15 protein-coding genes are annotated in these 12,405 nt (G+C 60.6%); 12 read left to right on the top strand and 3 right to left on the bottom strand.

Annotation, left to right across the window (positions count from 1 at the left end):
- The first annotated feature begins 25 nt into the window (after positions 1-25).
- The 8 genes from G8767_RS23945 to G8767_RS23915 all read left to right on the top strand — a co-directional run bounded on the left by G8767_RS23945 (position 26) and on the right by G8767_RS23915 (position 2,925).
- Positions 26-214: a hypothetical protein gene (locus tag G8767_RS23945; protein ID WP_235171495.1), complete on the top strand. Its 189-nt coding sequence runs from the start codon at positions 26-28 to the stop codon at positions 212-214.
- A gap of 38 nt (positions 215-252) precedes the next feature.
- Positions 253-432 carry a hypothetical protein gene (locus G8767_RS23940; protein WP_003943629.1) on the top strand — a complete coding sequence of 60 codons (180 nt, stop codon included), beginning with the start codon at positions 253-255 and terminating at the stop codon, positions 430-432.
- Positions 425-817, top strand: coding sequence for an Asp23/Gls24 family envelope stress response protein (locus G8767_RS23935; RefSeq protein WP_095971914.1), 393 nt, complete (start codon positions 425-427; stop codon positions 815-817). The genes G8767_RS23940 and G8767_RS23935 overlap by 8 nt, the downstream gene beginning before the upstream one ends.
- A complete protein-coding gene (locus tag G8767_RS23930) occupies positions 814-1,386 on the top strand; it encodes a DUF6286 domain-containing protein (RefSeq protein WP_095971915.1) in 573 nt (190 codons plus the stop codon). The genes G8767_RS23935 and G8767_RS23930 overlap by 4 nt, the downstream gene beginning before the upstream one ends.
- Entirely contained in the window at positions 1,383-1,967 is a 585-nt protein-coding gene (locus G8767_RS23925) for a hypothetical protein (protein ID WP_095971916.1), read from the top strand. The genes G8767_RS23930 and G8767_RS23925 overlap by 4 nt, the downstream gene beginning before the upstream one ends.
- A gap of 64 nt (positions 1,968-2,031) precedes the next feature.
- Positions 2,032-2,154: a hypothetical protein gene (locus tag G8767_RS36380; protein WP_260395499.1), complete on the top strand. Its 123-nt coding sequence runs from the start codon at positions 2,032-2,034 to the stop codon at positions 2,152-2,154.
- A 221-nt stretch (positions 2,155-2,375) separates the two neighbouring features.
- On the top strand, positions 2,376-2,639 hold the full coding sequence (locus G8767_RS23920) for a GlsB/YeaQ/YmgE family stress response membrane protein (RefSeq protein ID WP_003943661.1): 264 nt from the start codon (positions 2,376-2,378) through the stop codon (positions 2,637-2,639).
- An 88-nt stretch (positions 2,640-2,727) separates the two neighbouring features.
- On the top strand, positions 2,728-2,925 hold the full coding sequence (locus G8767_RS23915) for a CsbD family protein (protein WP_007726588.1): 198 nt from the start codon (positions 2,728-2,730) through the stop codon (positions 2,923-2,925).
- Between the two features lie 33 nt (positions 2,926-2,958).
- Here G8767_RS23915 and G8767_RS23910 read toward each other — a convergent pair whose 3' ends face one another.
- On the bottom strand, positions 2,959-3,681 hold the full coding sequence (locus G8767_RS23910) for a hypothetical protein (protein WP_124567375.1): 723 nt from the start codon (positions 3,679-3,681) through the stop codon (positions 2,959-2,961).
- 305 nt (positions 3,682-3,986) lie between these two features.
- Between G8767_RS23910 and G8767_RS23905 the strand changes: the two genes are divergently transcribed.
- From G8767_RS23905 to G8767_RS23890, 4 genes are all read left to right on the top strand, one after another.
- The gene (locus G8767_RS23905; protein ID WP_166812219.1) at positions 3,987-5,948 is read left to right on the top strand and encodes a hypothetical protein; all 1,962 of its coding nucleotides are present in this window, start codon (positions 3,987-3,989) and stop codon (positions 5,946-5,948) included.
- Positions 5,945-7,678, top strand: coding sequence for an ABC transporter (locus tag G8767_RS23900; RefSeq protein WP_124567373.1), 1,734 nt, complete (start codon positions 5,945-5,947; stop codon positions 7,676-7,678). Before G8767_RS23905 ends, G8767_RS23900 begins: the two co-directional genes overlap by 4 nt.
- Before the next feature lie 46 nt (positions 7,679-7,724).
- Entirely contained in the window at positions 7,725-8,873 is a 1,149-nt protein-coding gene (locus G8767_RS23895) for a cellulase family glycosylhydrolase (RefSeq protein ID WP_095971920.1), read from the top strand.
- Between the two features lie 571 nt (positions 8,874-9,444).
- Entirely contained in the window at positions 9,445-10,368 is a 924-nt protein-coding gene (locus G8767_RS23890) for a UTP--glucose-1-phosphate uridylyltransferase (protein ID WP_166812217.1), read from the top strand.
- Here G8767_RS23890 and G8767_RS23885 read toward each other — a convergent pair.
- Positions 10,362-10,688, bottom strand: coding sequence for a helix-turn-helix transcriptional regulator (locus G8767_RS23885; RefSeq protein WP_235171503.1), 327 nt, complete (start codon positions 10,686-10,688; stop codon positions 10,362-10,364). The genes G8767_RS23890 and G8767_RS23885 overlap by 7 nt on opposite strands.
- 261 nt (positions 10,689-10,949) lie before the next feature.
- Positions 10,950-12,386 (bottom strand): glycosyltransferase, encoded by a 1,437-nt coding sequence (locus tag G8767_RS23880; protein WP_172436649.1) that lies wholly within the window; start codon positions 12,384-12,386, stop codon positions 10,950-10,952.
- Positions 12,387-12,405 lie beyond the last annotated feature (19 nt).

The raw sequence follows: 12,405 nt of genomic DNA, 5'->3' as shown, positions 1-12,405 counted from the left end.
GGCGATCAGGAACTACCACCCCGACGTGGGCGGATCTGCGGACGCGCTCAATCGAGCGCTCGCACGAGTCGACCGGGACTTCGCATCCCCGATCGGTGTGGTTGTGCGCACGACGCTGCGCGGCACGATGCGACAGATATCCAAACCCGTTCGGGCCCAGTACACGCGGGTGCGCGCTCGGTTTCCGGGTGCCAAGACCTATACCGAAATCTGACCCGCACCATCGAACAACATCCACAACGGAGGATTCACATGACCACCTCGACTGTCGGCCTACTGGCAGGACTACTCCTCGGAGTCGCGGCTGCTGCAGGCGGTTTCACCGGATTCCTCATCGCGTTGGTTCTCGGCGTGATCGGATACCTCGTCGGTGGTCAGCGTGACGGCGAGTTCGATCTCGGTGTGATGTTGAAGGGCCGCGGGCGTGGCTGAGACAGTTGGACCGGAGTTGTCTGCGCTAGGTGAGCCGGGCGATCGCGGAACGCTGACGATTCGAGACAGAGTCGCGCAGAAGTTGGTTCTCGAGGCGACGCGCGGAACCCCGGGGGTGCGTCATCACGCCGGCGGCATGGACAAACTGACCGGGCGCGAATTGCCGAGGGCGCGAGTGCTGGTATCCGGCAAGCGGGTACGGGCCAAGGTCGACATCGCGATCGAGTGGCCCGGATCCTTGTCGGTGATCGGTACCGCGGTGCGAGAGAACGTGACAACGCAGTTGCAGTCCGTATCGGGCCTGGACGTGGACGGCGTGGACGTCGCGATCGTGAGCGTTCTCCCCGCATCGACCAAGAGTGACGAGGGAAGGAAAGTGCGATGACTGCGGAAAAGGTCGCACCACCATCCACGGCCTCGAGGGCTGCTGCTCCTGTTCCCCTTGCGACGCCCGGATCGGCCGTTACTGGATTTCTCATCGCGGCGGCGCTACTTGCACTCGGCGTGGTCGGCGTCCGCGACGCACTGGTGGACACCGGCGTGATCACCGGCTCGCAGTGGATACCAAGGGCTGCCACATATGTGGACGGGCTCACGTACCAGGGTTGGATGTTGCCGGCCGGGATCGCAGCCGTCGTTCTCGGACTGTGGTTCGTGATCGTCGGACTCAAACCGCGACGAAAGACTGCCAATGCCTTGGTCGGAGTCACGAATACATGGATCGATCCCGCCGATGTAGCGGCGATAGCATCGGTTCGCGTCGAGTCACTGGCGCAGGTTCGATCTGCTTCGTCGCACGCGACTCGGCGCAAGCTCGAAGTGAAGGCCTCGGTCACACCCGATGGAGCCGCAACCGCTGAATCGGAAATCCGTGCGGTGCTGGGGGACTTGACCGGGTCACTGTCACCATCGCCGCGAATCAAGGTTCGTATTCAGACGGGATCGATGTCATGACTCGGACGGCGACGGCGATTGATCGCGTGGCGACATGCGTAGTGGGGATGCTCGCGGTAGTGCTGGGAGTCGCAGCGATCCTGTGGAATCTCGACGTGATCAAGGATCTCCCTGCGCGTATCGAGATCCCGTGGGCTGAAGATCTTGTCGATCACTCGTGGTGGCCGTGGGCTGTCGGAGGCGTGGGAGTACTACTTGTCCTCCTCGCATTGCGGTGGTTGATCTCGCATGTGCCGCTGCGGCGGGTGAAGGAGATCACGGTCCCAGGGTCGAACTCGCACAATTCCATCACCGCGGATCTGGGTGCAGTGGCGGAAGGAGCGAGCGCATCACTGGAGGACTTCGACGAAGTATCGCGTGTCCGAGGAAAAGCGTTGGTCGATCGCGGAGTTCGCATTGTCGAGCTACGGGTGATACTGAGACGTAGCGTCGTATCCGGATCGGAAACTCTGTCCGAGTTGATTTCTCGTGTCACCGGTACGGGGGATCAAGTCGCTGTGGTGGTCGGTGATCCCTCCGTGGCGACCAGAACCCACATCGCCGTGGAAAGTGCGAAACGCGATGAGCCGAGAACTCTCTGATCGATCGAGGTTTGAGCCTCCGGACGACCGGGTATTGGTAGACCTCCCGATCGTCCACAGAGTCATGGATGTTGCTGTGGCACTGTGTGTCACGGTGCTCCTCTCGACCGTTACCTCGGTGACGATCGCGATCTTCGTGACGCTGATCATGTGTGCGTCGGTGAGTGTCGTTTCTCGTATGTGGTGAATCGCCAGTCATTTTGGTTCTGTCGTTAACACCTGATAGAAATGTAAGCAGACAATGTGGCTGCTACTGAGTGCACGATCCCCCGCGCGTGCGGCGGAGACTCCGGTTGTGTGCAAACACAACCCGCGATCACGGTCTAGTTGCGCGGGCCGATCGCTCGGAACTCTCCCTTCACCGGCAGTCTCTCATTGCGCCGTCCCTCTTTACTCTAAGGAGTTCAAATGCTTCCTCTCGGTATCATCGCCTGGATCATCATCGGTGGACTGGCGGGTTGGATCGGCAGTAAGATCATGAAAACCGATGCGCAGCAGGGGATCTTCCTCAACATCGTTGTCGGTGTCATCGGCGGCCTGATCGGTGGTTTCCTGCTTCGAGTCTTCGGCGTAGATGTCGAGGGCGCCGGCTGGATCTTCAGCTTCCTCACTTGCCTCCTAGGCGCTGTCATCTTGCTGTTCCTGGTCAAGGCAGTCACCGGAAAACGCTGACACATTTTTCCACGCTGTTCGAGTTCGACTGAATCCACGACCGAATCCCACGGCCGTATGCACGACCGAATCAAAGAAGGAGAAATACATGTCTGACTTCATCGACAAGGCAAAGCACCGCGCTGAGGATCTCATCGGCGAGGCGAAGGAAAAATTCGGAAATGCCACGGGCAACGATGATCTGGCTGCCGAAGGTGTTGCCGATCAGGGCGAGGCGAAGGTCAAGAAGGCCGGAGACACCGTCAGTGACAAGGTCTCGGATATCAAGGACAAGTTCACAAGCTGAGTGAGCTTCGGCGCGGTTGATCGGCAAGTCCGGTCAACCGCGCTTTTGTGTGTCTCCTCGGCCGTTGCGGCTACCGCGATACGCGAACTTGCGCGTTTCTGCGAGCCACTCCGGAAGCATGCGCATGTGGGCCGGCCTGTTCAGAACCGGATCGAAGGACGGCTGGAGGCAATCCGGGTGGTCCTCGACCTCGTCGAGACAGAGATGCCCGATCGGTATCAACTGAAGTTGAATTCTCGCGAGGTACACGGAGAAGTGCAGAGGGGAATGATCGACCGCCGTTTTCAATGCCGACAAAGAAGTGCCGGCCGGGTGGACGCCGCGCGGTGTCACGATCAGCCACGCCGCCGCACCGCCTGCGCGTGAGTAAGGAACCAGTGTGCTGTATCGCGCGCCGTTCCACGAGAAAGCCGGAGCTGGAAACATTTTCGAGAAGGTAGAAAGTCCTGATGTTGCGAGAAGAATGTCCCACGGATTTTCATCGGCGCCGACCTCGTGCAACCGAAGCGCCAGGCCGAGTATGTCGGGTAGGTCTCCCGGTGTTCCGAGGGCTTTCGACATTCGAGCGGTGACGGAAATCGTCGAGGACTCCGATACCGGCCACCAAGGGGTGGCCGGCTTCAACGTTCCCTTCAGTTCGATCCCGTGAGGGTGAAAAACCCTGGCCATACGTAGCGATGATGCGAAGTGGAAAGGCGCGCCGACCAGCTTTCCGATCGCGCTCTTGCCGGTGGGGATGATCGAATTGATCGTCACAGCATCCTTATCTGAGAATTATCCGCCCGCGAAGTGTTCGGACTGGACGGACGTTCAGGCGTATTGACGGGGTTTCGGACGGTTTCTTTCGGCTTCCCAGCGGCAGCGATTGCTAATCATGTGACGCGCCGTAACAAAAGTCTCGCCGGTCGGGATAATTAGCCAAACGCACAAATCGGTCGTTATGGTTCGTTTGTCCGTAATGGTGCGATCGGACCTGCGACCGTCACGAACTGGCGAGATTGCTACTCGTGATTTGTGTTTGGTGATTGCGCGGAAACAAGAAATGTCGAGGAGACACGCTGATGGGCCACTCTCGAACCTGGCTGACGCGCGCGCTGGCAATGCCGGTGGCTGTCGCGGTGACTTTGTTACTTCCGCTCGGCAGTGTTGCCTCGGCCCAGGATTTCGAGGACGACACGGATACGTCGGTGGCCGCCGCAGCCACAACTCCGATCTCCTTCACCGAACTCGGCCGAGGGACGGACATCGTGTTCTCCTCCGATGACGCACCCGTGTTGGTGACCGTGCCGGTACCGGACGGACTCACCGCAACAGCCGTGACCGGAATCCTGACTGCCCCGACCGACTTCAGTAGAGGTTGGCTCGAAGTGACTGCCGACGGGAGATTGGTGAGCCGTGTCGACTTCGACGCCGGGCAAGCCGGAACCGGACTGCCGATTTCGGTTCCCCTGCAAGGTCTCGAAGTGGTCGACCGCAGCGTGACCGTGTCGATGATCGCTCATCTCGTTCCCGTCGACGACCGCTGTTACGACCGAACGAGATACCAGCCCCTTGCACTCCGGGACGCCTTTGTCACCTACGACGGTGCCGAGCAGCAGCCTATGACTGTTGCAACCTTCTTTCCGCCGATTTTGAGGAAGGCGACCATCTACGTCACGGATGGTTCAGCAAGGTCACAGCAGAGTGCGGCTTTGCAACTGAGTGCGGCGATTGTCAACAAGTACGGAAGTCAGCCTGACGCCGTGGTGGTGGAGCAGCTGCCGAACGGCCAGAGCTTACCGTCCGCCGAGCCGGGACTGTTCGAGCGGGCTGTAGTGATCGGCAACAGTGGGGACGCCGGCATCGATCTCGCGGCGACTCCGAATGGATCACCCGTGCTGCGGATTTCGGGGGACGACAAGACACTCGTTCCTCAAGTCAGTCTCTTGGCGGCGAACTTCGACGGCTACTGGGCGGCGAGCAGAGCGCTGGCGTCTCCGGACAACACAGTTGCCCAGATTTCCCAGGACGCCATCACCGTCGGTGAGCTGAAGCTCGGAACGTTGACGGCCTCCGGTCTCAATCACATCGAGGTCGACGTCCCGTTCAGTCAGTCGCAACTTGGCCGTCCGATGAAGGACGTGTCGATCCGGATGATCGGTTCCTATGTGCCGCTGCCGAATTCGCGCAACGGAGAACTGTCGATCTCGCTGGGGGATACACGGCTCGCCTCGCAGACGGTGAACGAGACTGGGCGCTTCGACATCGGCGTCGATGTTCCGAACGAACTCCTGCGTCGCGACTTGACGTTCGAGGTGTCGATGGATGTCACCGGCGACTTCCAGTGCGGCACCAGTAGCCCGTCTTCGCTCACTGTCGATCCGGCCAGCACCATCACGTCCACTACCGGATTCCCGCCGACACCTGGAGGATTCGAGGCATTACCGCAGTCGATGCTGCCCACACTCGATGTCGGTTTGAGTCACGGTGATTTCGCAGATCTCATTCGAGCGCAGCGCCTCGTCGTCACGATGCAGCGGTTGAGCTATCTTCCGTTGCAACCGCGTGTGCTCCCGTTCGGTGACGCGGCGACCAGCTCTCTGCCGGCGTTGTTGATCGCGGCGGACGGGACGCTGCCCACTCCGGTGGCTCTACCCATGGACACCGCAGATCAAGGGCTCCTGCGCTTGCAGGGTCTGGAATTCGGTGGACAGTACGGTGCCTTGCAGGTGGTTTCGGGTTCGCACAACGAAGTGGTGGCGCTGACCTCTGCGAGTGATGCGGCCGATGCCGACGGCCTGCTCAACTGGTTGGAAGGTGGGAAGGACCGGTTCGCAGAACTGACCGGTGATCTCCTGGTCGCACCGCGCGGAGGAGAGCCGTTCGACGTCGGAGTCAACGTCGCCCCGTTGGGCACTGCGACCTCGGCCGAAGAGGAGACCGGACTGAGCGCGGTCACAATCGGCTGGATCGGATTCGGGACCGTGGTTCTGATCGCTGTCGCCGTCGGTGGTGTGCTCGTGGCTCGGCGTCGCGGACAGTGACCGTCATCGATCGCCCGGCCCTGTCCGTCGCGGTCCACGATCTACCGGGCCGGAAGCCCTGGCGGATGTTCGTCGTCCTCTTCGCGATCTACACCGCGTTGGGCGTGTGGATGAACGCGGGTATCGGGTTCATCTTCACCGATTCGCTCAGTCGCGTCGCCGCGGTATCGGCGATGTTGCTCAGCCGTGATCCGCACTTCGCGGCGATCGGATTCGTGTTCACCCCGTTGACGGCGGCAGTCCAGATTCCGATGGGCCTGATGGGTCATTGGTGGCCGGATCTGCTGCGGTGGAACATCACTGCGGTCGTGATGTCCGCGGCCTTCATGGCTGGTGCTGTGATTCAGATCCGCGGGATCAGTCGTGACCGTGGGTGTACGCGATGGGTCACCGTCATCTTGACCGTGCTGTTCGCTGCCAATCCGATGATCGTCATGTACGCGGCGAGCGGAATGAGCGAAGCTCCGTTCCTCTTCTTCGTTCTGTGGGCGACACGTCGACTGATTCGGTGGATGCGAAGCGACGACGTCCACGACCTCATCGGTGCCGGCCTCGCGTTCGCTCTGGCGTACCTGACCCGCTACGACGCATTGGCACCGCTGTTTGTCGCAGTGGTGCTGGTGACCGTGGTGAGTTGGCTTCGTTTCCGCCCGACCGCGGAGGAGCGGGGCGAGGGCGCGGGACCTGGCTTGCGGCTCTGGGCAGCAGCGCTCGACGGTGCCGTCGTGATGATGCCGGGATTCCTTGCCTTCGCGTTGTGGTCGTTTGCCAGTTGGCTCATCACCGGTCAAGCGTTCCAACAGTTCTCGTCGGTGTACGGGAACAGTTCCATCCTGGAGCAGGCTGGTGCCGGAACCGACTCACCGATTGCCCGCCTCGGGTTCTCGATTACCGAAATGGCCGTCCTCGGGCCGGCGCTCCCGGTGTTCGCGGTCCTGGCCGTCATCTACGCACTTCGGCGGCGGGACACCGAAGTGATCGTGCCTCTTGTGTTGTTCGGCGCCATCCTCGGCGCCCAAACCTTGCTGTACGTGATGGGATCGACGTTTCCCCTTCTGCGCTTCTACATTTCGATCATTCCGCTGTGTTTCGTGTTGGTCGTCTTGATCGCTCCTCGCGGAGCGCCGGTCGTCACGCGTCGACCGGGGGCTGCTGCGTCGCGCTCGGTGTCGACGTACCCCGAGCAGGCGGGACCGTCGCTACCTCTTGTGATCTCCCTGTGCTTGCTGGTCGGCTCGACGCTGGTCACGTTTGTCGCGATGGGTAATGCGCGGATCGCAGTGCTCGAGCATTCCATTGCCAGCGCGATCATTCCGGGCCGGCAGAACCTCGAGGAGCAGACGAATCTGCGCACGTTTGCGGCCGAGCGTCGCATTGCCAGGTACCTGGACGACTTGGCTCTGCCGGAGGGATCGGTTCTGCTCGACACCGTGCAGAGCTATGCCGTCGTGGCGTCGTCGAACAACCCTCGGCAATTCGTCGTGCCCTCCGATGCGGACTTCGTGCGCGTACTGAACAACCCGGCCGAACATCACGTCGAATACATCCTGTCGGTTCCGAATACCGGTCGCGGTGTGTCGGACGCGGTCAATCGGCGCTATCCGACGATGTACGACACCGGTGCCGGCGGTGTGGGAGCGCTCGTGCTCGAGGTGCCCAACGACGGCGGGATGGACCCTTCGGCCTGGCGTTTGTATCGCGTCACCGGTGAACGTCAAACGGGTCGATGAGGCAATTCGTGTGGGAGGATTGTCCGTATGACGTGGATGGTTGTAGATGTCTTCTGAAGAAGCGCGTCCGCGTGTGCGACGCACAGTGCGTCGCCGTATCGCTGCCGCTGTAGTCGGCTTCGCAACCGTCGCGGTGGTGACAGGAATGTTCACGACGCCGGTGGTTGCCGATTCGCCCAAGCCGGTTCGGGTCGGAGCGTCGTCGAGCGGACTGACGCTCGACGGACAGCCGTGGTGGCCTACCGGGCTGAATGCCTATCAACTGGCCACCGATTGGTCGGTGAACTTCGGCTGTGGCGCGATGGTCGACCTCGACGCGTACTTCGGTTCACTGCCGCCGAACTCCGTCACGCGTTTCAACGCCTTCCAGGCGCTCGCGGTGAACAAGGTGTCCGGAGAGATGGATTTCGGACCGATGGATGCCGTGTTCGACGCTGCCGCGCGACACAACCAGTTCACGATTCCGGTGCTCTCACCCCAGGACAGCGGGTGCGATGACGGGCTGTTCAAATCCAGGGACTGGTACACCGACGACTGGAAGGTCGCGAACCTGATCCCAGGTCGAGCCACCATGAGCTTCCAGGACTGGATGCACACCGCCGTCGACCGCTGGAAGAACGAGCCTTCCGTCGCGGCGTGGGAATTGGTGGGGGAGCCGGAACCGAGCCTGTGCACCGATGCCGCCTGCAACTGGTGGACAAGAACGTGCCCGTCTGATTCCGCGCAGATGTTGCGGGACTTCTTCGACACGGCAGGCGCCGAACTTCGAGCGATCGATCCGAACACTCTGATCACGGCCGGATACGTCGGGGGCGGTCAGTGCGGCACTGCGGGTGACGACTACCAATACGTGAGCGAGTCCGACTTCGTCGACGTTCTGCAGTATCACGACTACGGAGCCGACGGGGTGCCGCTTCCGGGCGACCAGTGGAACGGACTGGCACGACGTATCGAACAGGCGACGAACGTCGGGAAGCCGTTGTTGGTCGCCGAGACAGGCGAATTGGCGGGTAGTTGTGAATCACTGGCGACCAGAGCCACGAATATCGAGACGAAGCTGACGGGGCAGAAGGCGGCCGGCACGGCCGGAGCTCTCCTGTGGGCATTCGTACCGGATCCACGGCCGAACGAATGCACGATGGACATCGGGCCTGACGATCCACTCTTCGACGTGATCGCTTCACTGGCAAGTTAGGACACTGCTAGTAGTCCACTGGGAGTTCCGCCCAGTGGGAGTATGGTCACGATTTGATAACAACCTGAACCTGGCATTGTTACTCGATACCCGTATTTCGTTCGTATTCAATGGTATTCAGAGGCATTCACCTGCGGATAACCGAACTTGAAGGCCGGTGGAGTCGCACGGGACCATTTACGCGGCGCCTCCAGGACCTACGTCCGGGTCGACTGGGGACGGTCCGGTCGGGGTGCTGAGCTCGTAAGTTGTGTCGTACCTGTCTCTTTGGCAAGTAGCTACGTCCCGCCGTGGTCAACGTCGAAAAAGGGCCACAACCGTTCGCCGCGGTAACGGGTAGTGAGCGGAGCGCGGTGTGCACCTCGTAGGAGTGACAACGAGGGGTGGTGTGCAGCTCTCGCGCGCAACGAATTCCGAGTTCGGGTCAACTTGCGACGGCATCGGTCGCCCGGTAGACCTTGTGCGCAGGCTGTACATGCGGTGTGAGCTTCGGTCGTCGAAATGAGGGGACGACCGCTGCATGCGCGTAACGGTAAGTGTGTGAAACATCGCGTGAGCGGAGAGGTGAACGATGACAGGGTGCGCTGAACGGTCTTTCAAGACTGCTGTGGTGCCGGCCGCCGGGATGGGGACTCGCTTCCTCCCGGCCACCAAGACGGTTCCGAAAGAGTTGCTCCCCGTGGTCGATACACCCGGGATCGAGCTGGTCGCAAGCGAAGCGGCCCAGGCAGGCGCGGAACGTCTGGTGATCGTGACTGCGCCGGGCAAGGCATCGGTCGTCGGGCATTTCGTCGAGGACCTGGTGCTCGAGGGCAAGCTCGCCGCCAGCGGAAAGCATCATCTGCTCGAGCGCGTGCGGCGTGCTCCAGGCCTCATATCCGTTGAACCGGTCGTACAGGAATCCCCGTTGGGCTTGGGACACGCTGTTGGACTGGTCGAATCGGTGCTGGACGCAGACGAGGACTCGTTCGCGGTACTGCTGCCCGACGACCTGGTACACCCCTGCGGTGTTCTCGACACGATGGCGAAGGTGCGTGCCGAGCACGGTGGCTCAGTGCTGTGCGCGTTCGACGTCGCACCGGATCTTGTTGGCGCATACGGAGTGTTCGACGTCCGAGCGCCGGAAGAAGGCGATGACCCCGACGTGCTCGCAGTCGTCGGCATGGTCGAGAAGCCGGACCCTGCGGATGCCCCGTCGACACTCGCAGCGGCCGGACGCTATCTCCTCGATCGCGCGGTTTTCGACGCGCTCAGAAGAATTTCACCCGGACAAGGTGGCGAGCTGCAACTGACGGATGCGATTGCGCTGTTGATAGCGGAGGGACATCCGGTTCACGTCGTCGTGCATCACGGAACCCGCCATGATCTGGGTAACCCGGGTGGCTTTCTGCGGGCTTCTCTCGACCATGCGCTCAGCCGCACCGAGTACGGACCGGAATTACGAGTCTGGCTCAAGGCAAGGTTGGATCAACCGGATCCGCAGTTGACTTACTGATCTTCGGGGCTGTGTGACGCGGAGCGTCTCGCCAGTTCGTCGACGAGTTCTCGGGTGCTGAGGGCGGACAGCGAAATCGGTTTGTCGTCCAGCCCTGATTCGTCGGGTGTCATGTATCCCGCGGCGACGAGAATTTCCTGTACGTGGACGTCGAAGACGCGGCACGCAGTTCTGATCGTGTCCTGCGTGGGAGGGCGTTTCGCGGACAGCCACCGACCGAGCTCCGATGGTCGTATTCCCAGCGCACGCGCAGCATCGGCCACGTCTGTTTCTTGGCGAAGTTCCAGTTGATGCTTCACCCATTCCGAAAAACCGCTCATACCGGTCATAGTGCCTGAGTGCTGCGCGGTAAGCCAGCGCCGCCCCGGCGCATAAGCCACTGAACGTCGATTCTGTGATCGTTCGGCAACCTTTCACTGCCATTCTCGCGTATCGGTAGTTAAGTTCTGTGACTGAAATGAGTGTTTACCGCAACCGTCTAGCTGTGTGTTTTCCGTGGAAATCCGGATTCGGGTGAAATTGCGGGTGAGATTGATCAGTAGACATAACTCACACCTGTGTAAAACGCGAGGCTCACGCTCTCAGGTGTTCAGACCGTGAAAAGTTTTCTCCCAGTACGACGGGTTGCGAATCAATTGATAGGTTCCCTTGATTGCCGCGATGCTCATGAGTACCCAGTACAACGGAGCAGTCAGACAGGCAACGAGGAGCATCGCGTTTCGCGTTTCGCGGCACGCCACGAGGTTCATGTAGAGAACGGCGGCATTTCCGAATGCCAGAGAGATCAGCGCGGGGAAATAGACGTAGTTGGGGAAGATCTGGTGGATGACTTCAGGTTGTCCGAGAATCCAGTCCAGGCTGATGAGCCAGAACACCATGTTCAAAGTGGCGACCACGGGTGTGCCGGCCATGAGAATTGTGAATCTGAGAAAGCCGATCGGGCCCAAACCACGCCACAATTTCACCGGCTGACGCATGTGAACGAGCCACGTCTGCAAATATCCCTTGTACCAACGCGATCGCTGCCTTATCCAGTTGATCGTGTCGCTGTTGGCTTCTTCGAGTGTGGTGGAATTCAAGACCGCGGTGCGATATCCGCTCTCGGCTATCCGCACCCCGAGGTCTGCGTCCTCGGTGACGTTGAAAGGATCCCATGCACCGATCTCGTCGAGAACGCTGCGTCGTAGATGATTAGAGGTTCCGCCAAGAGGGATCGGTGAATTGCTCCGCATCAATCCAGGAAGGATGAAGCTGAACCACAGCGCGTAATCGGCGGTGAACCATGCGGTCAACAGGTTCTGAGTTCCGTTGTGGAATGCAAGTTTGGCCTGAACGCAAGCAGTGTTCTCGGGAAGCTTCGCGAAAGTTGCGACTACTCGACGTAATTGGAGTGGGTCGGGGGAATCTTCGGCGTCGTAGATCGTGACGATCTCGCCCGTCGAGAAATGCAGCCCGTAGTTGCATGCTTTCGGTTTGGTTCGTGGATCGGCCGCGGGCACCTTCAGAATGCTGACGACCTCGTCCACACCGGCGGCAAGCGCCGCTTCGATCGTGATGGCATCATCCTCCTCGAGTAGGAGCAGGACTTGCATCTTGTCTGCCGGATAATCGATCGCTCGCATGGCTGCGATGAGGTCGCCGACGACCTCCGGCTCGTTGTATGCGGGGACCAGAATGGTGTAGGTGGGAAGGTCGTCGTATGAAAGAGCAAGTGCCTCTTCGTCACTGATCGTCATGATCGAGGACGCATCAAGACCCCTCGTGAACAAGATCAAGCGGTCGACCATCGCCCAGATATATCCGATGGTGCAGATCAATGTCAGAGCGATGAGAGTTGGCGCGAGGAAGAAGACGAGGCTGACAGCAACCAACGCGAAGCCCACCAATAACACGTTTCGTTGCCACGGGTAGAAGGCAACCGAAGCGGATGAGATCGGATGGCGCTCGCGTAGTCCGTTCACTGCATCGTGCAGGGCAGCCTCGCGGTACTCCGGCGTATCCGGGTCGCCGTTGACCACGACACTGTTCTGCCGGCTT

Source organism: Rhodococcus sp. IC4_135 (assembly GCF_011602025.1).
In the GTDB taxonomy this organism is placed as follows: domain Bacteria; phylum Actinomycetota; class Actinomycetes; order Mycobacteriales; family Mycobacteriaceae; genus Rhodococcus_F; species Rhodococcus_F baikonurensis.
This window is presented reverse-complemented; position numbering and strand designations above follow the sequence as displayed.

What these genes read in the sequence shown, in the direction of transcription:
- G8767_RS23930 (WP_095971915.1), top strand. Translation starts at nt 814, where the DNA reads ATGACTGCGGAAAAGGTCGCACCACCATCCACGGCCTCGAGGGCTGCT.
- G8767_RS23940 (WP_003943629.1), top strand. Translation starts at nt 253, where the DNA reads ATGACCACCTCGACTGTCGGCCTACTGGCAGGACTACTCCTCGGAGTC.
- G8767_RS23885 (WP_235171503.1), bottom strand. Translation starts at nt 10,688, where the DNA reads ATGAGCGGTTTTTCGGAATGGGTGAAGCATCAACTGGAACTTCGCCAA.
- G8767_RS23890 (WP_166812217.1), top strand. Translation starts at nt 9,445, where the DNA reads ATGACAGGGTGCGCTGAACGGTCTTTCAAGACTGCTGTGGTGCCGGCC.
- G8767_RS23905 (WP_166812219.1), top strand. Translation starts at nt 3,987, where the DNA reads ATGGGCCACTCTCGAACCTGGCTGACGCGCGCGCTGGCAATGCCGGTG.
- G8767_RS23915 (WP_007726588.1), top strand. Translation starts at nt 2,728, where the DNA reads ATGTCTGACTTCATCGACAAGGCAAAGCACCGCGCTGAGGATCTCATC.
- G8767_RS23920 (WP_003943661.1), top strand. Translation starts at nt 2,376, where the DNA reads ATGCTTCCTCTCGGTATCATCGCCTGGATCATCATCGGTGGACTGGCG.
- G8767_RS23925 (WP_095971916.1), top strand. Translation starts at nt 1,383, where the DNA reads ATGACTCGGACGGCGACGGCGATTGATCGCGTGGCGACATGCGTAGTG.
- G8767_RS23895 (WP_095971920.1), top strand. Translation starts at nt 7,725, where the DNA reads ATGTCTTCTGAAGAAGCGCGTCCGCGTGTGCGACGCACAGTGCGTCGC.
- G8767_RS36380 (WP_260395499.1), top strand. Translation starts at nt 2,032, where the DNA reads ATGGATGTTGCTGTGGCACTGTGTGTCACGGTGCTCCTCTCGACCGTT.